Annotated in this window: 16 protein-coding genes; 10 read left to right on the top strand and 6 right to left on the bottom strand. The window is 71.6% G+C overall.

Annotation, left to right across the window (positions count from 1 at the left end):
- Positions 1-119: 119 nt before the first annotated feature.
- From ACFYW5_RS05795 to ACFYW5_RS05775, 5 genes are all read left to right on the top strand, one after another.
- Positions 120-1484 carry an ABC transporter substrate-binding protein gene (locus ACFYW5_RS05795; RefSeq protein ID WP_389415685.1) on the top strand — a complete coding sequence of 455 codons (1365 nt, stop codon included), beginning with the start codon at positions 120-122 and terminating at the stop codon, positions 1482-1484.
- Positions 1485-1541: 57 nt separating this feature from the next.
- Positions 1542-2822: an ABC transporter permease subunit gene (locus ACFYW5_RS05790; protein ID WP_389416416.1), complete on the top strand. Its 1281-nt coding sequence runs from the start codon at positions 1542-1544 to the stop codon at positions 2820-2822.
- The gene (locus tag ACFYW5_RS05785; RefSeq protein WP_389415684.1) at positions 2819-3700 is read left to right on the top strand and encodes a carbohydrate ABC transporter permease; all 882 of its coding nucleotides are present in this window, start codon (positions 2819-2821) and stop codon (positions 3698-3700) included. The genes ACFYW5_RS05790 and ACFYW5_RS05785 overlap by 4 nt, the downstream gene beginning before the upstream one ends.
- Before the next feature lie 210 nt (positions 3701-3910).
- The gene (locus ACFYW5_RS05780; protein WP_389415683.1) at positions 3911-6166 is read left to right on the top strand and encodes a CDP-glycerol glycerophosphotransferase family protein; all 2256 of its coding nucleotides are present in this window, start codon (positions 3911-3913) and stop codon (positions 6164-6166) included.
- Positions 6167-6294: 128 nt separating this feature from the next.
- A complete protein-coding gene (locus tag ACFYW5_RS05775) occupies positions 6295-7563 on the top strand; it encodes a hypothetical protein (protein ID WP_389415682.1) in 1269 nt (422 codons plus the stop codon).
- A 5-nt stretch (positions 7564-7568) separates the two neighbouring features.
- On the opposite strand, the gene ACFYW5_RS05770 is transcribed toward ACFYW5_RS05775, so the two are convergent.
- Positions 7569-7982 (bottom strand): organic hydroperoxide resistance protein, encoded by a 414-nt coding sequence (locus tag ACFYW5_RS05770; RefSeq protein ID WP_389415681.1) that lies wholly within the window; start codon positions 7980-7982, stop codon positions 7569-7571.
- 107 nt (positions 7983-8089) lie between these two features.
- Between ACFYW5_RS05770 and ACFYW5_RS05765 the strand changes: the two genes are divergently transcribed.
- Positions 8090-8575: a MarR family winged helix-turn-helix transcriptional regulator gene (locus ACFYW5_RS05765; RefSeq protein WP_389415680.1), complete on the top strand. Its 486-nt coding sequence runs from the start codon at positions 8090-8092 to the stop codon at positions 8573-8575.
- On the opposite strand, the gene ACFYW5_RS05760 is transcribed toward ACFYW5_RS05765, so the two are convergent.
- A complete protein-coding gene (locus ACFYW5_RS05760) occupies positions 8529-9989 on the bottom strand; it encodes a glycosyltransferase family 39 protein (protein ID WP_389415679.1) in 1461 nt (486 codons plus the stop codon). The two genes, ACFYW5_RS05765 and ACFYW5_RS05760, sit on opposite strands and share 47 nt — an antisense overlap.
- A 144-nt stretch (positions 9990-10133) precedes the next feature.
- On the opposite strand from ACFYW5_RS05760, the gene galE reads away from it, so the two are divergent.
- The gene (gene galE / locus ACFYW5_RS05755; RefSeq protein WP_389415678.1) at positions 10134-11114 is read left to right on the top strand and encodes a UDP-glucose 4-epimerase GalE; all 981 of its coding nucleotides are present in this window, start codon (positions 10134-10136) and stop codon (positions 11112-11114) included.
- 684 nt (positions 11115-11798) lie between these two features.
- Here the strand turns inward: galE and ACFYW5_RS05750 are convergent.
- Positions 11799-12425: a TetR/AcrR family transcriptional regulator gene (locus tag ACFYW5_RS05750; protein ID WP_389415677.1), complete on the bottom strand. Its 627-nt coding sequence runs from the start codon at positions 12423-12425 to the stop codon at positions 11799-11801.
- A 173-nt stretch (positions 12426-12598) separates the two neighbouring features.
- Between ACFYW5_RS05750 and ACFYW5_RS05745 the strand changes: the two genes are divergently transcribed.
- Both ACFYW5_RS05745 and ACFYW5_RS05740 read left to right on the top strand, forming a co-directional pair.
- Positions 12599-13525 (top strand): ABC transporter permease, encoded by a 927-nt coding sequence (locus tag ACFYW5_RS05745; RefSeq protein WP_389415676.1) that lies wholly within the window; start codon positions 12599-12601, stop codon positions 13523-13525.
- Entirely contained in the window at positions 13518-14342 is an 825-nt protein-coding gene (locus tag ACFYW5_RS05740; RefSeq protein WP_389415675.1) for an ABC transporter ATP-binding protein, read from the top strand. The genes ACFYW5_RS05745 and ACFYW5_RS05740 overlap by 8 nt, the downstream gene beginning before the upstream one ends.
- A 96-nt stretch (positions 14343-14438) precedes the next feature.
- Here ACFYW5_RS05740 and ACFYW5_RS05735 read toward each other — a convergent pair whose 3' ends face one another.
- From ACFYW5_RS05735 to ACFYW5_RS05725, 3 genes are all read right to left on the bottom strand, one after another.
- Complete coding sequence (locus ACFYW5_RS05735; protein ID WP_389415674.1) at positions 14439-19373, bottom strand: NAD-glutamate dehydrogenase; 4935 nt, start codon at positions 19371-19373, stop codon at positions 14439-14441.
- 475 nt (positions 19374-19848) lie between these two features.
- On the bottom strand, positions 19849-20514 hold the full coding sequence (locus tag ACFYW5_RS05730) for an HAD family hydrolase (protein WP_389415673.1): 666 nt from the start codon (positions 20512-20514) through the stop codon (positions 19849-19851).
- A gap of 81 nt (positions 20515-20595) precedes the next feature.
- Positions 20596-21111: a DUF6912 family protein gene (locus ACFYW5_RS05725; RefSeq protein ID WP_389415672.1), complete on the bottom strand. Its 516-nt coding sequence runs from the start codon at positions 21109-21111 to the stop codon at positions 20596-20598.
- A gap of 329 nt (positions 21112-21440) precedes the next feature.
- Between ACFYW5_RS05725 and ACFYW5_RS05720 the strand changes: the two genes are divergently transcribed.
- Entirely contained in the window at positions 21441-21965 is a 525-nt protein-coding gene (locus ACFYW5_RS05720) for an Rv3235 family protein (protein ID WP_389415671.1), read from the top strand.
- Positions 21966-22251 lie beyond the last annotated feature (286 nt).

The raw sequence follows: 22251 nt of genomic DNA, 5'->3' as shown, positions 1-22251 counted from the left end.
TTGACACCGCAGGCACTCTTGCCGACCTCCGGGACCCGGCGTAGACCAAACGAGAACAAGACAGCGCTCGAACGTTCGACGAGGCAACGAGGCAACGAGGCACGAAGAACGGGGCAGTGATGCGCACGAATCGCACCATCCGGATCGCCATGGCCACCGTCGGCGCGCTCGCGCTGGCCCTCACCGGCTGCGGCGGAGACGACGACAACAACGGCGACGGAGGAGGCGGCGGCGGAAAGGAGACCGGCGCCAATTCCACCGTCCAACTCCCCAAGCTCGACGGACAGACGCTCGAGGTCGCGGCCGTCTGGACCGGCCCCGAGCAGGAGAACTTCACCAAGGTGCTGGACGAGTTCGAGAAGCGCACCGGCGCCACGGTGAACTTCGTGCCCACCGGCAACAACACCTCCACCTTCCTCGGTACCAAGATCCAGGGCGGCCAGCCACCGGACGTGGCGTTCCTGCCGCAGGTCGGCGTGTTGCACCAGTTCGCCCAGAAGGGCTGGGCCAAGCCCCTCGGCAGCGAGACCCAGGCCCAGCTGGACAAGAACTTCTCCACGGGCTGGAAAGAACTCGGGGCCTACGAGGGCAAGCAGTACGGCGTCTACATGAAGGCCGCCAACAAGTCCCTCATCTGGTACAACACCGCCGCCTTCGAGGCCGCCGGCATCACCGAGGAGCCGAAGACCTGGAAGGACTTCCTGGCCACCGCCCAGACGCTCTCCGACGCCGGGTCCCCCGCCGTCTCCATCGGCGGCGCGGACGGCTGGACGCTGACCGACTGGTTCGAGAACATCTATCTCTCGCAGGCCGGCCCGGACAAGTACGACCAGCTGGCCAAGCACGAGATCAAGTGGACCGACCCCTCGGTCAAGGACGCCCTGACCACGCTCGCCGAGCTGTGGGGCAAGGACGAGCTGATCGCGGGCGGCCGCTCGGGCGCGCTGCAGACGGAGTTCCCGAAGTCGGTCACCCAGACGTTCTCCGGTGACACCCCGGCCGCGATGGTCTTCGAGGGTGACTTCGTCACCGCGACCATCAACGCCGACACCGACGCGAAGATCGGCACGGACGCCAAGGTGTTCCCGTTCCCGGCGGTCGGCGACGAGTCGCCGGTGGTCAGCGGCGGTGACGTGGCCGTGGCGCTGAAGGACGGCAAGGGCGCGCAGGCACTGATGACGTTCCTGGCCTCGACCGACGCGGCCGAGATCTGGGCGGCGCAGGGCGGCTTCATCTCGCCCAACAAGGAGATGGACCAGGGGGCGTACAAGGACGACGTCACCCGGGACATCGCCAAGGCGCTGACCGCGGCGGGCGACGACTTCCGCTTCGACATGTCCGACCAGGCGCCGGCGGCGTTCGGCGGCACCCAGGGCATCGGCGAGTGGAAGAGGCTGCAGGACTTCCTGAAGAATCCCGGCGATGTGGCGGGCGCCCAGCAAAAGCTGGAGGCGGACGCCGCCAAGGCGTACAAGACCGGCTGACGGATGTCGGCCGTCGTGAACGAGAGTGCCGGCACCGCGCCGGCACCGCGCAAGGGCGTGACGGGCACCAAGGTGTGGGTGGCGGTGCTGTTCCTGCTGCCCGCCCTGGTGCTGCTCGGCGCGCTCGTGGTCTACCCGATCGGGTACTCGGTCTGGCGCAGCCTGTACGACGCGGGCGGGGACGGCTTCGTCGGCCTGGACAACTACGTCGACGTCTTCACGGACGACGCGACCCTGACCGCCGTACGCAACACGGCGATCTGGATGGCGGTCGCGCCCGCCGTGGTCACCGTGCTGGGACTGATCTTCGCCGTGCTCACCGAACGGGTGCGCTGGGGCACGGCGTTCAAGCTGATCATCTTCATGCCGATGGCGATCTCCATGCTCGCGGCCGGCATCATCTTCCGGCTGGTGTACCAGGCGGACCCGGACCAGGGCGTGGCGAACGCGATCGTGACCTCGGTGCACGACACCTTCGCCGACTCCTCCGTCTATCCGAAGGCCCGCCCGAACGCCCAGGTGAGCGATCTGAAGCCGTCTGGCGGCGGTGCGTTCACCACGACGGGCACGGTCGAGGCGGGCACCCCGGCGCTGCTCCCCCTCGTCGGTATCGCGCCCGACAAGGTGCCGGGCTCCCCCGAGGACGCCAGGGCGGCGACCGGTGACGGCGTCACCGGCACGGTCTGGCTGGACTTCAAGCTGGGTGGCGGCGGCGAGAAGGGCCAGGTCGACGCGGGCGAGAAGGCGCTGGAGGGCGTGAAGGTCGAGGCTGTCAAGGACGGCGAGGTGGTGGCCTCGGCGACCAGCGGCGCGGACGGCACCTTCACCCTGCCCGACTCCGCCGACGGCGCCCAACTACGTCTGCCGGGCTCGAACTTCGCGGCTGCCTACAACGGCGTCGACTGGCTCGGCCCGACCCTGGTGACCCCGGCGATCATCGGGGCGTACGTCTGGATGTGGGCGGGCTTCGCGATGGTGCTCATCGCGGCCGGGCTCGCCGGAGTCGACCGCAACCTGCTGGAGGCGGCGCGGGTCGACGGCGCCAACGAGTGGCAGGTGTTCCGCAGAATCACGGTGCCGATGCTGGCACCGGTCCTGGTCGTCGTCCTGATCACGCTGATGATCAACGTGATGAAGATCTTCGACCTGGTCTACATCATCGCCCCGCAGCCCACCCAGGACGAGGCCAACGTGCTGGCGCTGCAGCTGTTCCTGTCGTCGTTCGGCGGCGGGGGCAATTACGGCATGGGCAGCGCGATCGGCATCATCCTGCTGCTGCTCGTGATCCCGGTGATGATCGTCAACATCCGCCGGCTCAGGAAGGAGCGCGAGCGGTGACCGCACTCGATTCCCCCGTGCGCGGCAAGCGGTCGTGGGCCTCCCGGGTGGCGAGCGGCGCCGCCGGCGGGGCGCTGCGCGCGTTCCTGCTGCTGGTGGCGCTGTTCTGGCTGGTGCCGACCTTCGGGCTGCTGGTGTCCTCGTTCCGGGAGCCGACCGACATCGCCTCCTCGGGCTGGTGGCGGGTCTTCACGGCACCGGCCGAGCTCACCGCCGAGAGCTACAGCACCCTGCTGGAGAACGACGACATCACCAACGCGCTGTTCAACACCGTGTGGATCACCGTCCCGGCGACCCTGCTCGTGGTGATCATCGGCGCGATGGCCGGGTACGCCTTCGCGTGGATGGACTTCAAGGGCCGCGACTGGTGGTTCATGGTGGTGATCGCGCTGCTGGTGGTGCCGGTGCAGGTGGCGCTGATCCCGCTGTCCGAACTCTTCGGCGAGCTGGGGATCTTCGGCTCGATCACCGGTGTGGTGCTGTTCCACGTGGCGTTCGGACTCCCGTTCGCGATCTTCCTGTTGCGCAACTTCTTCGCGGAGATCCCCAAGGAGCTGCTGGAGGCGGCGCGGCTGGACGGCGCCGGTGAGGCCCGGCTGTTCACGACGGTGGTGCTGCCGCTGGGCGCCCCGGCCATCGCGTCGCTGGGCATCTTCCAGTTCCTGTGGGTGTGGAACGACATGCTGGTGGCGCTGGTGTTCTCCGACTCCGGCTCCCAGCCGCTGACGGTCGCGCTCCAGCAGCAGGTACGGCAGTTCGGCAGCAATATCGAGGTGCTGGCGCCCGGCGCGTTCATCTCGATGGTGATCCCGCTGGCGGTGTTCTTCGCGTTCCAGCGGCAGTTCGTGTCCGGGGTCATGGCGGGCGCGGTGAAGTAGCCCGCGGTGCAGGCGGATCGAGGGGCCGGCCGGGATTCACCGGGCGGCCCCTTCCCGTGCGGCCGGGCGTCCCCCGTATGCCGCAACGCCGCGTAACCAACTCACTCCATCGGCCGTTCCCGGGCCAGGCGTCGCGGGGCAGGCGGGAATGGTCAGGCAGGCCCTGGGGCCCACCCCCTCACCACCCGCACCGACCGATGGATGTCCCCCTTGCCCAGGTTCAGTGTCATCGTCCCCGCGTACAAGGTTCAGGCGCATCTCCACGCGTGCCTGGAATCGGTGCTCTCCCAGTCGTGTGCCGATCTGGAGCTGATCGCGGTGGACGACGCCTCGCCGGACGCCTGCGGTGCGATCATCGGTGAGTTCGCCGCCCGCGACCCCCGGGTCCGGCCGGTGCGCCTGGCCCGCCGCCAGGGGCCGGGCCCCGCCCGCAACGCCGGGATGAGCGAGGCGACCGGCGACTGGCTGCTGTTCCTCGACGGCGGCGACACCCTGACCCCCGGCGCCCTCCAGGCCGTCGCCGACCGCCTGAAGGAGACCGGCGAACCGGAAGTCCTGGTCCACGACCACGCCCGCGTCCTGCGGACCGGCGAGACGGTCCGCGACGCGGCCTGGGTCCAGCTCACCGAGCAGGGCCCGGCGCCCTTCCGACTCGAGGACCGCCCGAGCCTGCTGCGCCTGCCGGCGGTCGCCTGGAACAAGGTGTGCCGCCGGGAGTTCGTCGAGCGCGAGGGCCTGTCCTTCCCGCCCGGCTCCCACGAGGGCGCCCCCTGGGCGTACCCGGTGCTGATGACGGCGGAGTCGATCGCGACCCTCGACCGGGTGTGCGTGCACCACCGCCGGCGCCGCGAGGACGGCACGAGCCGCCGCCCCTTCGACGTCTTCGAGCAGTACGACCGCCTCTTCGCGTTCCTCGACGGCAGGCCCCGGCTCGCCCGGTGGCGGCCGGTGCTGTTCCGCGGCATGGTCGACCACCTGGCCGCCGTGTCCGCCCGCGTCGGCCGCCTCCCGCGCGGCAGCCGCGCCGAGTTCCTGCGGCTGGCCCGCGCCCACTGCCGCCGCCACCGCGCCCCGGGCGCCCCCGTCCGGCTGCGCGACCGCCCACGGCACGCCCTGGTCCGGCTGGGCCTGCACCGCACCTTCCGCGTCCTGCGCCTGGCCGCCGCCGGGCACCACCGGGCGGTCAAGTTCACCGCGAAGACCGCGGGCGCCCTGCGCTCCGCCGCCCTGCGCCTGCACTACCGCGTCCAGCTCCGCCTGCCCCTGCGCCGGGACCGGGCCGTGTTCTGCGCGTACGGCGGCCTGGGCCACGGCTGCAACCCGGGGGCCCTGGAGCGGGCGTTCCGCACCCACGCCCCGCACATCCGCACGGCCTGGATCGCGGACCCCGCGCACCACCACACCGTCCCGGCCGCCACCCGCCGCATCACCCCCGGCACGGCCGCCTACTGGACGGCGCTGGCCCGCTCCGCGTACCTGATCGACAACGCCGGCCTCGACCACCGGCTGGTCAAACGCCCCGGCCAGACCGTCGTCCAGACCCAGCACGGCACCCCGCTCAAGCACCTGGGCCTGGACCTGCGCGAACGCCCCGCGGCCGGCGCCGGCACGGACTTCGGCGCCCTCCTCGACACCGTGGACACCTGGGACTACGTCGTCTCCGCCAACCGCCACTCCACCCTCGTCCAGGAACGCGTCCACCCCGGGACGTACAAGACGCTCGAATACGGCCAGCCGCGCAACGACGTGTTCCAGCAGGCCACTTCGGCGGACGTGACCCGGCTGCGCGAGACGCTCGGCATCCCCGAGAACGCGGTGGCGGTCCTGTACGCCCCGACCCACCGCGACTACCGCCGCACCCAGCGCGCCCCCTTGGACCTGGACCGGCTCGCGAGCCGCCTCGGCCCGCGCTTCGTGATCCTGGCCCGCGCACACCGCCGCCACGGCGGCCCGCTCGCCCCCGAGGCGACCTCCCCGCGGGTCATCGACGTCACCGCCCACCCGAGCGTGGAGTCCGTCTGCCTCGCCTCGGACGCGCTGCTCACCGACTACTCGTCGATCATGTTCGACTACGCCGGCCTGGACCGCCCGATCGTCCTGCACACCGAGGACCTGGAGGCGTACGAGGCCGCCCGCGGCACCTACTTCGACCTGCGCTCCTTCCCGCCGGGCGCACTCGCGCGCAGCGAGGACGAGCTGATCGACATCTTCACCACCGGCCACTGGCGCGGCTCCCGCTCCGCCCAGCTGCGCGCGGCGTTCCGCAGGCGCTTCTGTCCCTACGACGACGGCCGCGCCGCCGAGCGGGTCGTACGGCATGTGGTGTTCGGCGAGAAGGGCCTGCCGCCGGTCGTGCCGCTGGACGAGCGGCATCCGGTGCCGTCGGCGGCCGCGTCCCTCACCCGCTCCCCGCTCATCGCGTCACCGCGGCCCGAGTCACCCCTCACCCTCACCGACCGTCTCTGAACGCCGTTCTCATCCAGGGGAGTTCCCATGCCCTCCAGCCCGTCGCGGCCCACCCCGAGCCGGCCCCACACCTGGCGTCCGGCCGGGCGGCCCGGTGGCCGACGCGTCCCCGGCCGGCACGTGGCCTCATGAGGCCGCGCACCTGGGTCCTGCTCCTGGCCGCCCTGTTCGCCGCCCTGCAGCTGGCGAACGTGTCCGGGCGGGACACCCCCGACTCCAGGAACTACCTCTCCCACGCCCTCGGCCTGCGCGGCGACAGCAAGCGGGAGGCGGCCATGGCGACGATCGAGCACTACTGCGCGGGCAAGGCCGCGCTCGCACACCGCGACCAGAACGTGCACGTGGTCCGCTTCCACCGCCCCGACCCCGCCCCGGCCGTGCTGGCCAGGTGCCGGGCAACGGAGTGGTCCGAGGTCGAGCAGCGGCTGGCGGCAGGCCACACGGCGGGTCACACCGTCCCCTTCGCCTCGGAACGCTTCATGCGGATCTTCGAGGCGCGACCCGGCTACCCGGTCTTCCTGGTGCCGTTCGTGACGGTGCTCGGCGCGACCTGGGGGCTGTGGGCGGCCGGGGTCACGGTGGCGGCGGGGGGCGGGGTGCTGGTGTTCCTGATCCTGCGCACCCTGTCGGTACCGCTCCCGCTCGCGCTGACCGGTCAAGGGCTGTACTACGTGCTGCCGTGCGGGGCGATCGCCATGCGGCCCATGACGGAGGGCCTGCTGATGGCCCTGACGCTGGCGGCGGTGTGGGGCTGTGCGCTGGTGCTGCGGGGGCGGCGGGCGGGACTGGCGCTGATCGCGGGCGCGCTGGCCGCGCAGTTCACGGTGAAGCACTCGCAGGCGCTGTTCCTGGGAGTGTGTCTGGCGGGGGCGGGCGCGCTGGTCGCCGTGGCGCGCCGGCGGGCGGGGCGGGCGCCGGGCCGGGGCGTCGCGGCGATCGCGGGGCTCGGTCTGGGCGCGGCGGTGGGCTCGGTCGCCCTGGCGAAGCTGCTCGGCCACCCGTCGGCGTCCGAGAGCGTGCAGGATCTGCTGGCCGACCACTTCGCCCGCCCCGACCGGGCCGACCCCTGGCCGGAGTTCCTCCAGCTGTCGCTGAACTTCTGGGCGGAGTGGCTGCGCCGGCAGTTCTGGGAGCCGCTGTTCCTGGCGGCGCTGGGCGCGGGGCTGTGGGGCGCGCTGCGCAGGCCGACGTTCGGCGCCTTCCTGATCGCGGCGGCGGCCACCGGCGTCCTGACCCAGGCCGGGCACCCGGACATCAACATCTGGGGCGGCCGGCTGATCGCCCTGGCCTGGCTGCTCCCGGTGGTCGGCGTGCCGCTGCTGCTGGAGCACCTGCTGCGCGCCCAGGTGTCGCTGCCGGCCCAGGGGCACGCCGACCGGGCTCACTCCTTGCGGTGACGCGCCTACTCGATGACGAGGTCGACGTCTATGTTGCCGCGGGTGGCGTTGGAGTAGGGGCAGACCTGGTGGGCCTGCTCGACGAGCTTCCGGCCGGTCGCCTCGTCCACGGTGTCGGGCAGTTCGACGCGCAGGGTGACCTTCAGGCCGAACCCCTCGCCCAGCTTGCCGATGCCGACCTCGCCGGTGACGGCGGCGTCGGTGACGTCCACCTTGGCCCGGCGGCCGACCAGGCCGAGGGCGCTGGCGAAACAGGCGGCGTACCCGGCGGCGAAGAGCTGCTCGGGGTTGGTGCCCTGGCCGTTGCCCCCGAGCTCCACCGGCGGCGCCAGCTGGAGGTCGAGCGTGCCGTCGGAGCTGATGGCACGGCCCTCGCGGCCGTGAGTGGCGGTGGCGACGGCGGTGTAGATCGCGTCCATGGATGAACCATCCCTGTTCGAGAAGTCGGGGCTCGCTGACGGGCTCAAGTAGAGCACACAATTAAATTGTGCACAACTAAATGGCGGGCAGGAGCTACCCTGGACCCATGAACCGGACCGGGACACCCGCCAACGCGCCCCAGGAGGAATGGCTCCGCCTGGACCGCCAGATCTGCTTCTCCCTGCACGCGGCCGCACGCGCCTTCAACGGCGTCTACCGCGTGATCCTCAAGGACCTCGGGCTGACCTATCCGCAGTACCTGGTGCTGCTGGTGCTGTGGGAGCACGGCGATCTGCCCGTCAAGAAGCTGGGCGAGCACCTGCGGCTGGACTCCGGCACACTCTCCCCGCTGCTGAAGCGGCTGGAGAGCGCGGGCCTGGTCCGCCGGGAGCGCAGCGCGCGCGACGAGCGGTCGGTGCAGGTGCGGCTGACCGAGGAGGGCTCGGCCCTGCGCGAGCAGGCGCTCCAGGTGCCGCGCCGGATCGCCGCGGCCACCGGCTTCGACGTCGACGAGATCAACGCCCTGCGCTCCCGCCTGGACGACCTCACCAGCGCTCTCGACGAGGCGGCCCGGTCAGCGGCAGCACCGTAGCCGGGCGCCGCTCGTAGAGCCGCAGGGTCACGCCCCCGCGTACGTACTGCTCGCACGGGACGAAGTCCTCCCACATGGCCGCGATCTTGGCGCGCTCCCTGAGGTTGCGCGGGCGCCAGTCCGAGCGCAGCGTGTACGGCTCGGCCACCACCCACACCCGGTCCACCCCCGCGAGCCTGCGGCGCAGCTCATCGGCGTCGGTCTCCCGGCCGTACAGCGTCCCGGAGGCGGGTCCCGGCCGGCTGAGCGCGATGTCCCGGGCCTGCCGGAACCCCTCCGGGTAGGCCACCGCCGCCCGTCGGCCGATGGAGGGCACGAACAGCACCGCGTCGCCGCGGCGGATCTGGCCCGCGGCGAGGGCGGAGACGGCGGCGAGGTTGTCGGGCCGCCGCTCGGGGGCGCGTTCCTGGCGGTGCAGGGGCAGGTGGTGCACGAAGGCGACGAGGACGGCGAGGGCTCCGGCCAGCGGCACGTACGGCATCCGGCCCACGATCCAGGCGGCCAGCCGGTCGGCGCCGGCCGCGATCAGCAGCGGCGCCCCGGCCAGCGCGTACAGGACGTACCGGTCGTCGTACATCGGCCGGACCTGCGAGACCAGTATCAGCAGGGCCGGCGGCACCGCCATCAGCGGCACGGCCACGGCGGCCACCCGGCGGGCCGCGAGCCCCACGAGCATCAGCACCACGCCGGTCTCGAACACCACCCCCTTGGGCGCGAGGACGAAACCGCGCAGCACCCGCTCCACGCTGCCCCAGCCCGGCTCCGGCAGCCACTCCACCTGCCCCGACTGCGCCTGGGAGACCAGCACCAGCGGCAGCAGGACCAGTGCGGTGCCGGCCACCGCTCCGCCCCACCGGGCCCAGGTCCGCCGGTCCACTCCCGACACCGCCAGCGTCACCGCGTGCGCGCACAGCACCAGGACGGCGAACTCGTGCAGCAGGCAGGTCACGGCGACGACACCGGTGTACGCGAGCCAGGTCCGCCCGCCGTCCAGCGCCCGCACCAGCAGCAGCGTCGCGCCCGCCACTCCGGCGCCGACCAGGGCGTACGAGCGTCCCTCCTGCGCGTAGTGGCCGGTCAGGGGCGTGACGGCGTACATCAGACCCGCCCACAGCCCCACCCGCGGACCGGCCAGGCGCATCCCGAGCGCCGCGACCAGGCCCGCCGCGGCGGCGGCCCCGCAGACCGAGGGGAGCCGGAGGACGACCTCGTCGGGGCGCAGGGCGAGAACGGCGTGCATGAGGAGGTAGTACAGGCCGTGCACCGCGTCCACGCCGTGCACGAGCCGCCAAATCTCCGGCACCGACCTGCGCGCCACCTGGAAGGTGACCGCCTCGTCGCGCCATATGCCGCCGCGGTCGATGCCCCACAGTCCGAGGGCCAGCACCAGGGCGGCAGGCAGGCCTACCGCCAAGGCCCGGAATCGGCCGTCCGTTTCCGTCTCCCTACTCACCACATCTCAGATCTTGTGCTATTAACCGATGATTCCTGTTCATTGACGGCGAATCGGAGTGGTTATGCTCCACGCACGGGCCAACTGACGAGGGGACGGCCACCTATGACCTGGCTGATCACGGGCGGTGCCGGATACATCGGGGCGCATGTCGTACGGGCGATGTCCGAGGCGGGCGAGCGGACGGTGGTCTACGACGATCTGTCCACCGGGCTGTCCGAGCGCGTGCCCGACGGTGTCCCCCTGGTCGTGGGCTCCACCCTGGACGCCGAGCACGTGTCCCGCGCCCTGGCGGACCACCGGATCACCGGGGTCGTGCACCTGGCGGCGAAGAAGCAGGTCGGCGAGTCGGTGGAGCAGCCGCTGCGCTACTACCGGGAGAACGTGGAGGGCCTGCGCGTCCTGCTGGAGGCGGTGACGCGGGCCCGCGTTCCCTCGTTCGTGTTCTCCTCCTCGGCCGCGGTCTACGGCATGCCGGACGTGGACCTGGTCACCGAGGAGACGCCGTGTGCCCCGATGTCGCCGTACGGCGAGACCAAGCTGGCCGGCGAATGGCTGGTGCGGGCCACGGCGCGGGCGACGGGCCTGTCGACGGCCTGCCTGCGCTACTTCAACGTGGCGGGCGCGGCGTCCCCGGAACTGGCCGACGCCGGCGTTCACAACCTCATCCCGATGGTCTTCGAGAAGCTCACCGAGAACGAACCCCCGCGCATCTTCGGCGACGACTACCCGACCCCGGACGGCACCTGCGTCCGGGACTACATCCACGTCGTCGACCTGGCCGAGGCCCATGTGGCGGCGGCCCGGACGCTGCGGTCCTCCCCCGGCCGCGACCTCACCCTCAACATCGGCCGCGGCGAGGGCGTCTCGGTCCGCGAGATGATCGACCGCGTCAACGCCCTCACCGGCCACGACCGCCCCCCGACGATCACCCCCCGCCGCCCCGGCGACCCGGCCCGCGTGGTCGCCTCCGCCGACCGGGCAGCCACCGAACTGGGCTGGAAGGCCAAGCACGACGTCCAGGACATGATCACCTCGGCCTGGGAGGGCTGGGTACGCCTCCACCCGTCAGCAGCACGCGGTTAACGGGCGGGACCCGCAGCATCTGCCCCGCCAGCGGCACGCGGTGAGCGGGCGGGGCGGCGCACAGCATCTACCCCGCCAACGGCACGCAGTTAGCGGGCGGGACCCGCAGCACCTGCACCGCCAGCCGCACGCGACTGGCCCGCGGGGGCCGTGACGCCTCGACCCGTCAGCAGCACGCGGCTAGCTTGCCGGGGGCCGCAACACCCACAGCCGCACACCACCAGCCCGCCGGGGCCGCAGCGCCCGCACCACAGTGGCACGCGACTGGGCCGCAGGAGCCCCAGCACCTGCACCGCCACGCGACCAGCCCACACGGCCGCACCGCAGCAACACACGACTAACCCACCGCGGAGCCGCAACGCCCGCACCCGCCAGCCGCACGACCTCACCGTGCCAAAGCCTGGCCGCCACGCGCTGCGCTACCGGCTCCAGCCCTCCGGGGCCGCAACCTGTACCCGTCAATCCCACGCCACCAGCCTGCCGGGGCCGCAAACGCCCGCACCACAGCAGCACACGGCTAGCCCTCCGAGGGCCGCAGCACCCGCACCGCCAGCCGCACGCCACCGACCCGCGGGGCCGCAGGCCGTAGGGGCTGTGGGCCGGCACCTGCCCCCGTACGAGGTGCGGCACAGGTGCCGGGCCCGCCGTCGGCGGCGGGACGTCAGCCCCCGACCACACGCCCGCTCACAGCGCCCGCAGCGCCCCCGCCGTAGCCCGTGCCAGCGACGCCAGGTACCCCTTCGGCAGCTTCGGGCTCCGGATCACCACCGCGCGCCAGTACAGCGGCCCGGAGATCAGGTCCAGGGCCAGTTCGTGGTCGACCCCCTCGCGGAGCTCCCCGCGCCGCTCCGCCGCCGCCACGATTCCGCTGGCGACCCCGTCCTGCCCTTCCCGCAGCGCCTTCTGCATCGCCTCGGCGATCTCGGGATTGCGCGCGGCCTCCGCTTGGAGGTCCGGGATGATCTGGGAGGCGACCGGGTGGCGCAGCGCGCGTGAGGTGACCTCGTACAGGAGCCGGAGGTCACCCTCCAGCGAACCCGTGTCCGGCGCCGGCAGCCCCTGCACCGCCAGGGCCGACACCACGTCGAGCACGAGGTGCAGCTTCGACCGCCACCGCCGGTACACCGCCGTCTTGCCGACGCCCGCCCGCCGGGCGATCCCCTCGATCGACATCCGGGCGTAGCCGACCGCCGCGAGTTCCTCGAACACGGCCGCCCGGATGGCTTCCGTCACGTCCGCCCGCAGCACGGCCGCCCCCGCGGGGGCCCGGCGGCGCGGACGCGGCTGGGGTCCGTCGGCGTTCGTCGTCATGCGAACCAGCATAGGGCGTTACGACGAAACGGTTGCGTTCCGACGTCCGCTCGGCCTACGCTCGCGTTGCGACGATACGGTCCCGTCCCGACGTAAGGGAACAGGAAGAGTCCGGTGGGCGAACGCCGGGCGCCGGACCGCGCACCCCCACCCCCCGAGCGAAAGCAGCGGATGTGAGCCAGGTCCTCGACGCACCGCCCCCGACGACGGCCCCGACGACTCCCGCCGACGTCGACCTCGCGGCCCTCGCCGCCCGCCACGGCCTCTCGGTCAGCGGTGCCCGCCCCACCCTTCCCGAGTACGTCCGCCAGCTGTGGGACCGGCGTCACTTCATCGCCGCGTTCTCCACGGCCAAGCTGACCGCCCAGTACAGCCAGGCCAAGCTCGGGCAGCTCTGGCAGGTGATGAACCCGCTGCTGAACGCGGCCGTCTACTTCCTGATCTTCGGCGTGCTGCTCGGCACCAGGAACGGCGTGCCGGACTACGTCCCGTTCCTGGTCACCGGCGTGTTCATCTGGACCTTCACCCAGAGCTCGATCCTCGCGGGCACCCGCGCCATCTCCGGCAACCTCGGTCTCGTCCGCGCCCTGCACTTCCCGCGGGCCGCGCTGCCGATCTCCTTCTGCCTCCAGCAACTGCAGCAGCTGCTGTTCTCCATGGGCGCCCTGGTCGTCATCCTGCTGGCCTTCGGCGTGCCGGTCGCCGCCTCCTGGCTGCTCGCCCTGCCGGTCCTGGTACTCCAGTTCACCTTCAACGCCGGCGTCTCGCTGATCATGGCCCGGGTGGGCGCGAAGACCCCGGACATCGCCCAGCTGATGCCGTTCGTGCTGCGCACCTGGATGTACACCTCGGGCGTGATGTGGAGCATCGACCATCTGCTGGCCAAACACGGCGACTGGCCGGCCTGGGTCGGCCCGGTGCTCCAGGCCAACCCGCCCGCCGTCTACATCGACCTGATGCGCTTCGCCCTGATCGACAGCTTCCACGCGAGCCAGCTCCCGCCGCACGTGTGGGCGCTCGCCACCGGCTGGGCCCTGCTCGCCGGCATCGGCGGTTTCATCTACTTCTGGAAGGCTGAGGAGACGTACGGCCGTGGCTGAGAACCCGAACGAACCGACCCCCACCGTCATCGCGGACCGCGTCGACATCGTCTACCGCGTCAACGGCACCGGCGCGGGCCGCGGCTCCGCCACCGCCGCCCTCAACCGCATCGTGCGGCGGAAGCAGACCGAGAAGGCGTCCGGCGTGCGCACGGTGCACGCGGTGCGGAACGTGTCCTTCGTCGCCCGCAAGGGCGAGGCCATCGGCCTCATCGGCACCAACGGCTCCGGCAAGTCCACCCTGCTCAAGGCGGTCGCGGGCCTGCTGCCGGTGGAGAACGGCGCCATCTACACCGACGGCCAGCCCTCCCTGCTCGGCGTGAACGCGGCCCTGATGGGCGACCTGACCGGTGAGCGCAACGTCTACCTCGGCGGCCTCGCCATGGGCATGTCCCGCGAGCAGATCAAGGAGCGCTACCAGGAGATCGTCGACTTCTCCGGCATCAACGAGAAGGGCGACTTCATCACCCTGCCGATGCGCACCTACTCCTCCGGCATGGGCGCCCGGCTCCGCTTCTCCATCGCCGCCGCCAAGGACCACGACGTCCTGCTCATCGACGAGGCCCTCGCCACCGGCGACCGCTCCTTCCAGAAGCGCTCCGAGGCCCGGATCCGCGAACTGCGCAAGCACGCGGGCACGGTGTTCCTGGTCAGCCACAACAACAAGTCCATCCGTGACACCTGCGACCGGGTGCTGTGGCTGGAGCGCGGCGAACTGCGCATGGACGGCCCGACGGAGGACGTCCTCAAGGAGTACGAGGCCTTCACCGGCGACAAGAAGCCCAAGGCCAAGCCGAAGCCGAAGGTCGCCGTATAGCTGCCGCGACGCGCAGGGCGCCCCGTGCCTTCCCGGCCCGGGGCGCCCTGTCCGTCGTACCGCCTACGAACTCGTACAGCTACGAACTCATGCCGCTCATGTATGCGTCCGCAGGAGCGTGCGCATCGTCCGCATGGCCACCGACAGGTTGGCGAGGTCGAACGTCTCCGAGCCCTGGATCTCCTCCAGGGTGGTGCGCGCCCGGCCCAGGATCGCCGCGTTCTTCTCCTCCCACCGCTCGAAGCGCTGCTCCGGAGTGGAGGAGCCGTTGCCGACCGCGAGGACGTCCGAGGTCAGCGCCGCGTGGGCCGCGTAGAGGTCCTCGCGGATGGAGGCGCGGGCCATGGACTGCCAGCGGTCGTTGCGGGGCAGCTCGATGATGCGGTCCATGAGCTGGGTGATCCGCAGCCGGTCGGCGAGGTCGTAGTAGACCTCGGCGACGTCCAGCGGCTCCTTGCCCATGCGGTCGGCCACCGAGACGATGTCGAGCGCCGGGAAGGCGGACGAGAAACCGGCCACGCGCGTGGCGAGTTCGCCGGTGACACCGGCGGCGGTCAGCTCGTCGTGGATCTGCTGGTACCACTCCAGGTCCGCGCCGCGCAGCAGCTTCGGCAGCTGCTGCCACACCTGCTCGACCCGCTCGCCGAAGAACTCGACGTTCTCGGTGAGCTGGATCGGCTGCGGGCGGTTGTTGAGCAGCCAGCGCGTGCCGCGCTCGACCAGTCGGCGCGAGTGCAGCCGGATCCGGGTGAGCACGGCGGCCTCGACCTGGTTGTCCAGGGCCTCGACCGCGTCCCACACCGGCGCCGAGCGGAAGATCGCGCGGGCCGCGGTCTGCGCCCGGACGATCTCCTCCAGCGAGGCACCGGTCTCCTCGCGCAGCCGGTGCAGATAGGTCGTACCGCCGGTGTTGACCGTGTCGTTGACCAGGACGGTCGTGGTGATCTCCCGGCGCAGCGGGTGGCTGTCGATGTGCTCGGAGAACCGCTCGCGCACCGCGCTCGGGAAGTACGTGTACAGCAGCCCGCGCAGATAGGGGTCGTCGGGGAGCGAGGTGTGCAGCAGCTCCTCGGCGACCGTGATCTTCGTGTACGCCATCAGCACGGCCGTCTCCGGGCCGGTCAAGCCGTCTCCGGCGCCGAGCCGCTCACGGATCTGGCGGTCGGTGGGCAGGAACTCCAGGGCGCGGTCCAGATGGCCCTCGCGGACCAGGTGGCGCAGGTACCGGTGCTGGGCGTGGAGCATGTCCTTGGACTGGGCCAGCGCGTTGGCGATCGCCGTGTTCTGCGCGTAGTTGTTGCGCAGGACCAGTCGGCCGACCTCGTCGGTCATCTCCGCGAGCAGCTTGTTGCGCTGCTTCACGGTCATGTCGCCGTCCCGCACCAGGCCGTTGAGCAGGATCTTGAGGTTCACCTCGTGGTCGGAGGTGTCCACGCCCGCGCTGTTGTCGATGGCATCAGTGTTGATCTTGCCGCCCTGCCGGGCGAACTCGATCCGGCCGAGCTGGGTCAGACCCAGGTTGCCGCCCTCGCCGACGACCTTGACCCGCAGGTCGGCGCCGTCCACCCGGATCGGATCGTTGGCCTTGTCGCCGGCGTCGGCGTTCGACTCGGTGGAGGCCTTGACGTACGTCCCGATGCCGCCGTTCCACAGCAGGTCCACCGGCGCCAGGAGGATCGCCTTCATCAGGTCGGCCGGCGTCATCTTCGACACCTTGCCCTCGATGCCGAGCGCCTCGCGGATGTGCGCGTTGACCGGGATCGCCTTGGCGGTACGCGGGAAGACGCCGCCACCGGCCGAGATCAGCCCGGTGTCGTAGTCGGCCCAGCTGGAGCGCGGCAGTTCGAACAGGCGGCGGCGCTCGGCGTAGGAGGTCGCCGCGTCCGGGGTCGGGTCGATGAAGATGTGCCGGTGGTCGAAGGCGGCCACCAGCCGGATGTGCTCGCTGAGCAGCATGCCGTTGCCGAACACGTCCCCGGACATGTCACCGATGCCGACGACCGTGAAGTCCTCGCTCTGGGTGTCCAGGTCCAGCTCCCGGAAGTGCCGCTTGACGGACTCCCAGGCGCCGCGGGCGGTGATGCCCATGCCCTTGTGGTCGTAACCGGCCGAGCCACCGGAGGCGAAGGCGTCACCGAGCCAGAAGTTGTACTGCTCGGCGACCTCGTTGGCGATGTCGGAGAAGGTCGCGGTGCCCTTGTCGGCGGCGACCACGAGGTAGGTGTCGTCCTCGTCGTGGCGGACCACGTCGGCGGGCGGCACGACCTCACCGGCCACCATGTTGTCGGTGATGTCGAGCAGCGCCGAGATGAACGTCTTGTAGCTGGCGATGCCCTCGGCCAGCCACGCGTCCCGGTCCACCGACGGGTCCGGCAGCTGCTTGGCGACGAACCCGCCCTTCGCGCCGACCGGCACGATGACGGTGTTCTTCACCATCTGCGCCTTCACCAGACCGAGGATCTCGGTCCGGAAGTCCTCCCGCCGGTCGGACCAGCGCAGACCACCGCGCGCGACCTTGCCGAAGCGCAGGTGCACACCCTCGACCCGCGGCGAGTACACCCAGATCTCGTACGCCGGACGCGGCGCCGGCAGATCCGGGATGGCCTGCGGATCGAACTTCATGGAGACGTAGTCGTGCGGGCGCCCGCCCGCGGCCTCCTGGAAGAAGTTGGTGCGCAGCGTCGCCTTGATGACCGTGAGGAAGGACCGCAGGATGCGGTCCTCGTCCAGGCTGGCCACCTGGTCGAGGGCCGCGTCGAGCTCTTCCAGCAGGGCGTCCACGATCTCGTGTCCGGCGCGCTGGCGGTCCGGGGACATCCGCGCCTCGAACAGGGAGACCAGCAGCCGGGTGGTGTGGACGTTGTTGCGGAGGGTGTCCTCCATGTAGTCCTGGCTGAAGGTGGACCCGGCCTGGCGCAGGTACTTGGCGTACGCGCGCAGCACCATCGCCTGCCGCCAGGTCAGCCCGGCGCTCAGCACCAGGGCGTTGAAGCCGTCGTTCTCGGCCTGTCCGGTCCAGGTGGCGGCGAAGGCCTCCTGGACCCGCTCCCGGGCGTCGTCGCCGAGGTAGTCGGTGCCGCCACCGGCGAACTGCGGCATGCGCAGGCCGAAGTCGTAGATCCAGGCGACCGAGCGGTCCGAGGAGCGCAGCTCGTAGGGGCGCTCGTCGACGACCTCGACGCCGAGCCGGCTGAGCACCGGCAGGACGGCGGACAGGGAGATGGCCGCGCCCTTGCGGTAGATCTTGAAGCGGCGCTCCTCGGGGGCGGCGCCGACCGGCTCGTAGAGGCTGAGCTCGAAGTTCTTCTGCTCGCCGAGCTCTTCGAGGTTGACGAGGTCGGCGACCGCGGCACGCGGGGTGTGGTCGGCCTTGTAGCCCTCGGGGAAGGCGTTGCCGTAGCGGCGCAGCAGCTCCGCGGCCCGCTCCTCGCCGAGTTCGGCGTTGAGCGCCTCGGCGAAGCCGTCGGCCCAGGACCGCGCGGCCTCGACCAGACGGCCCTCGATGCGCTCCTTGTCGGCGTCGCTGAGCTGCGCCAGCTCGGTGCCCTGCGGGACCCGGACCACGAAGTGCAGCCGGGACAGGATCGACTCGGTGTTCCAGGCGGTGAAGTCGACGCTGGTGCCGCCGAGTTCCTCCTTCAGGATGTCGATGATCCGCAGCCGGACGCCGGTGGTGTAGCGGTCGCGGGGCAGGTAGACGAGGGCGGAGTAGTAGCGGCCGTACTCGTCCTGGCGCAGGTAGAGGCGCAGGCGCCGGCGCTCCTGGAGGTACAGGACGCTGGTGACGATCGACTGCAGCTCGGCGACGGGCGTCTGGAAGAGCTCGTCGCGCGGGTAGGTCTCCAGGATCTGGAGCAGGTCGCGGCCGTCGTGGCTGTTGGGCGAGAACCCGGCGCGCTTGAGCACGTCGGCGACCTTGCGGCGGATGACGGGGACGCGGCGGACGGACTCGGTGTAGGCGGCGGAGGAGAACAGTCCGAGGAAGCGGCGCTCGCCGACGACATTGCCCTCGGCGTCGAACTTCTTGACGCCGATGTAGTCCAGGTACGACGGCCGGTGCACGGTGGCGCGGCTGTTGGCCTTGGTCAGCACCAGCAGCTTGTGCTCGCGGGCCTTGGCGCGGGCGTCGGCGGGCAGCCGCTCGAAGGAGGGGCTGACGGGGTGGGCTTCCTCACCGGCGTGGTGCGGGTCGGAGCGCAGGATGCCCAGGCCGGTGCCGGGGACGGCGGCGAGCGAGTCGTCGGCGCGCAGTTCGTACTCGCGGTAGCCGAGGAAGGTGAAGTGATCGGCGGCGAGCCACTGGAGCAGCTCGCGGGCCTCCTCGACCTCCGGTCCGGGCAGATCGCCGGGGACGTGCTCCTCGGCCAGGCTCTCGGAGAGCCGGATCGAGGCGTCCCGCATCTTCTCCCAGTCCTCGACGGCCTCGCGGACGTCGGACAGGACGCGCAGCAGGTCGGCGGTGATCTGCTTCAGGTCGGCGCGGTCGGTCTCGCGGTCGATCTCCACGTGGATCCAGGACTCGGTGTGCGCGTCGTGCGGGCGCTCGCCGGGGGCCGGGGGAACGGTGAGTACCTCGACGAGCTTGCCGGTGACATCGCGCCGGACGACGACCTGGGGGTGGATGACGACGTGGATGCCCCGTCCCTGACGGGTCAGCTCATTGGTGACGGAGTCGACGAGGAAGGGCATGTCGTCGGTGACGACCTCGACCACGGAGTGGCTGCATGTCCACCCGTTCTCTTCCACCGTCGGTGTGTGGACCCGCACATTGGCCGTACCCTGCGGTCGGGTCTCGGCCAGCCGGTAGTGCGAGAAGGCGGCTCCGAAGACATCGACCGGGTCGCGGTCGGTGAGGTCCTCCGGGGCGGTGTGCAGGTAGTAACGCTGGAGGTACGAGAGCACGGTGTCCCGGTCCGGGGTGGTCTCGCCCGTGGTCCCAGTCGGTAGGTGCCCCCCGGCCGGGCTGTTCTCAGCTACCCGGGCGGCCCTCTCGAGCAGCTCGGCCTTTGCTTCGTCCAGCTTGGTCTGCATTGTCCTCTGGCTCCTGTCGCGCGCCGTTGCGTGACGTAGAAGGAAGTACGGTCTCGTGCCCTCCGGCGTAACGTCGCGACGCGGGGTGTCCGGTCTGCTTCGACGCTATGCCGCGAGGTGAGATGAGCGGGGGGATATCAGCCAAAATCGGCCCGGCCGTCGGGTGTGACACTGCTCTCCGCACTGCCGTCACCGAGGGATTGCGCGCCGTCGTCCGCCCGCGAGGATCAGCGACCGCCGCCCGGCCACGGATGTCATCCGTGCTCACCGGGCGCAGGGCAGGGGCGGCTTTGCCCCCGCGAGCTATCGCGCTGATCACGCCACCAGGCTATCGCTGATTACCGGGGGCCCGTCATGAGCCGTATGTGTACAAAACCGGGGGTGGAAGTTTGACGTTCTGCACAGTGCGGGCGCCCGCCGGATCCGGTGTGTGACACGACGGGCCGACCCGGTCCCGCCGTGGTCACGGCCCGGCTCACGACGCCAGGCGCTCCGCCTCGGCGACCGCCTCCTCCAGGGTGTCCACCACCGGCACGCCGACCCCCTCCAGGCTGGCCCGGCTGTGCGACCCCCCGGTGTACAGCACCGCCCGCGCCCCCACGTGCAGGGCCGCCACGGCGTCGTCGGCCGCGTCCCCGATCACCACGGTCCGCGCCGGGTCCACCCCGGCCAGCGCCCCCAGGTGCCGCACCATGTGCTCGGCCTTGCTCCCGCCGGACGGCCCGGTGCGCCCGTCCACCCGTATGAAGTACGCGTCGATGCCGAACCCCCGCACCAAGGGCAGCAGGTCGTCATGCCCGTACATGCTGAGGATCGACTGGCTGCGCCCGCCCGCCCCCCAGCCGGCGAGCAGCTCGGTCACCCCCGGGGTCAGCCCGCACCCCACCCGGTGCTCGGTGTAGTACCGGTGGAAGGTCTCGTCCATGACCTCCCACTCGGCGTCGGTCGGCAGCCTTCCCAGCAGCCGCTCGTAGAACTTCGGCACCGGCACGCAGTACAGCGACCGGTACTGCTCGATCGTGATCGGCTCGAGCCCCAGCTCGCCGAAGGCCGCGTTCGTGGCCCCGATGATCGCGTCGTTGTCGTGGAACAGCGTCCCGTTCCAGTCCCAGACGATGTGCGCCCCTGTTCGCATCCCCATGCCCAAAAACGTACCCGCCCGCACTGACAATCAAGAGAACCGCAGGTCAAGACAGAGGAAGCCGCAAGCGGCGGTCCTGCTTCATCCCGCGAGCCCGACCAGGTTCGGGATCTCCTGCGTCGCGAACCACAGCAGCTCGTGGTCCTCGGCCCCGTCCACCACGAACTGGGCGTCGTCGTCCCCGCCGTCCGCCGCCTCCAGCGCCTGGACCGCGGCGGCCACGTCCGCCTCCGCGTCGCCGCCGTCGACATGCACGGCGGCCGCCTTCTTCAGCGGCACCGCTCCCGCGACCCGCACCTCGCCGAGCGCCGCCGGGTCGAGGCCCCGGTCGGGATCGGCCGTCGCCGTGCCGTCGGGCACGTCGACCGCGACCACCACGCGCCGCCGCACCGCCCCGGCATCCGCCGCCAGCAGCCGCAGCGAGGCGACCGCGGCCCGGTTCAGCGCCGCGTACTCCAGCTCCTCGATGTCGTCCGAGAGGTACCACTCGCGCAGCGCGGGCGTGACGGCGTAGGCGAGCAGCGGCCCGCTGCCCAGTTCGCCCGTCTTGTACGCCTCGGCGAGACCGGGGAGGGTCAGGGGGACGTAGACGCGCATGGCTGGCCGCTTTCGTGGTCGGAGGCTTCCGCAACAGTCCCGGAGAGGGCGCTCCCGCACCTCCGGATGGGCCTTCAGGATACGTGCGGCCGTCCCCTTTCGAGCCCCCGCCCGCGCCTGAGGAGCCGTCCACCCGCGTCCGGCAACTCACCCGGCACACCCCCGCGCCTACGGGGCCGGGCACCCCCGACGTAATCCGGATAGGTGAACATTCCGGACCCCCCGACAGACCCCCGCCGCAGCTTGATGCCCCGCCCGACACCCCGTACAAGATCCCCAACCACAAAGTTACCGCTCGGTAATCCCGGGCCGACCCAACGGGGGCACCCATGAACAAGGTCATGACGCGGGCGAGGAACCACCCCGGCGCCCGCCCGCCGGTCCGCCGTGACTCCCGCCGCCCCGGCGGCACCCCGGTCCACCGTTCCCCTGCCGGCGCGCGCGGCACCGAGCAGGCGGTTCACGTCGTACCGCCCCAGACTCCGCGCCGCCCCGTCACCCAGCCCCGGCCCACCGATGTCTTCGCCGACCGCCTGCTCGCCGTCCTGAGCGGCCAGCGCCCGGTCCACTGCATGCTCCGCCACACCGCCGGCCGCGCCTACGACGATCTGGCCTGGCTCGCCGAGTTCGGCCCCCTGCGCGCCTCTCGCGGTACGCCCGGCAGCCGCCCGGTGATCCGCGACATCGGCTACTACGTGCCCTCCCCGGGCGCCATCGAGGCCTTCGCCCGCATCGGCGCCGGCGACCGCCTGCGCGCCATGGCCTTCCGCCTGGAACAGGGCCGCGACCTGCGCTGGCGCTGCACGGCAGTAGAACTCGGCGGCCCGTCCCGCCCCCGCACGGACGACGACTGAACCCACCACAACGAACGGCGCCCCCACCATGCCGCAAACCAGACCACCACCACACGACACCGCCGACCCACGCCCCCGAAGGCACGGGCCTCACAGACCACAAGGCCCACAAGGCCCACAAGGCCAGCAGGCCCCAGGCCCCCAGGCCCCCAGGCCCCCAGGCCGGTGGGCCGCAGGGACCGCAGGGCCACCAGGCCGGTGGGCCGCAGGGACCGCAGGGCCACCAGGCCGGTGGGCCGCAGGGACCGCAGGGCCACCAGGCCGGTGGGCCGCAGGGACCGCAGGG

Source organism: Streptomyces sp. NPDC002779, assembly GCF_042888685.1.
Taxonomy (GTDB): domain Bacteria; phylum Actinomycetota; class Actinomycetes; order Streptomycetales; family Streptomycetaceae; genus Streptomyces.
Note: the sequence above shows the minus strand (reverse complement) of the source record. Positions and strands in the feature narration are given on the sequence as shown.

Coding starts and splice junctions, on each gene's coding strand:
- ACFYW5_RS05765 (WP_389415680.1), top strand. CDS start 8,090: ATGAACCGGACCGGGACACCCGCCAACGCGCCCCAGGAGGAATGGCTC.
- galE (WP_389415678.1), top strand. CDS start 10,134: ATGACCTGGCTGATCACGGGCGGTGCCGGATACATCGGGGCGCATGTC.
- ACFYW5_RS05795 (WP_389415685.1), top strand. CDS start 120: ATGCGCACGAATCGCACCATCCGGATCGCCATGGCCACCGTCGGCGCG.
- ACFYW5_RS05735 (WP_389415674.1), bottom strand. CDS start 19,373: ATGCAGACCAAGCTGGACGAAGCAAAGGCCGAGCTGCTCGAGAGGGCC.
- ACFYW5_RS05770 (WP_389415681.1), bottom strand. CDS start 7,982: ATGGACGCGATCTACACCGCCGTCGCCACCGCCACTCACGGCCGCGAG.
- ACFYW5_RS05775 (WP_389415682.1), top strand. CDS start 6,295: ATGAGGCCGCGCACCTGGGTCCTGCTCCTGGCCGCCCTGTTCGCCGCC.
- ACFYW5_RS05725 (WP_389415672.1), bottom strand. CDS start 21,111: ATGCGCGTCTACGTCCCCCTGACCCTCCCCGGTCTCGCCGAGGCGTAC.
- ACFYW5_RS05720 (WP_389415671.1), top strand. CDS start 21,441: ATGAACAAGGTCATGACGCGGGCGAGGAACCACCCCGGCGCCCGCCCG.
- ACFYW5_RS05750 (WP_389415677.1), bottom strand. CDS start 12,425: ATGACGACGAACGCCGACGGACCCCAGCCGCGTCCGCGCCGCCGGGCC.
- ACFYW5_RS05730 (WP_389415673.1), bottom strand. CDS start 20,514: ATGGGGATGCGAACAGGGGCGCACATCGTCTGGGACTGGAACGGGACG.